Source organism: Sphingomonas sp. AC435, from assembly GCF_979253005.1.
Genome location: NZ_CEEDCJ010000135.1, coordinates 1 through 230, shown reverse-complemented (window position 1 = coordinate 230; position 230 = coordinate 1). Strand labels below are relative to the sequence as shown.

The following is a 230-nucleotide window of genomic DNA, read 5'->3' as shown; positions in this document are numbered from 1 at the left end:
GTCCTGCCAGCGTCACGAACATCAGGTGACGAGCACTACGATTTGGCACTGCGCACTTCGGGCCGCGGCGGTTCTCCCGTGAACCCCACACCAACGCCGATGAGGGCGCAATATCACGCCCTGAAGGCGGAGGCGCAGGATTGCCTGCTCTTCTACCGCATGGGCGACGTCTTCGAGATGTTCTTCGAGGACGCGCGCATCGCAGCGGCGGTGCTCGACATCGCTTTGAC

At 63.0% G+C, this 230-nt stretch carries 1 protein-coding gene; it reads left to right on the top strand.

Annotation, left to right across the window (positions count from 1 at the left end; genetic code table 11):
• Positions 1 to 99: 99 nt before the first annotated feature.
• On the top strand, positions 100 to 230 hold a 131-nt coding region (locus AC0CH8_RS19215), incomplete at its 3' end, for a MutS N-terminal domain-containing protein (protein ID WP_465241247.1).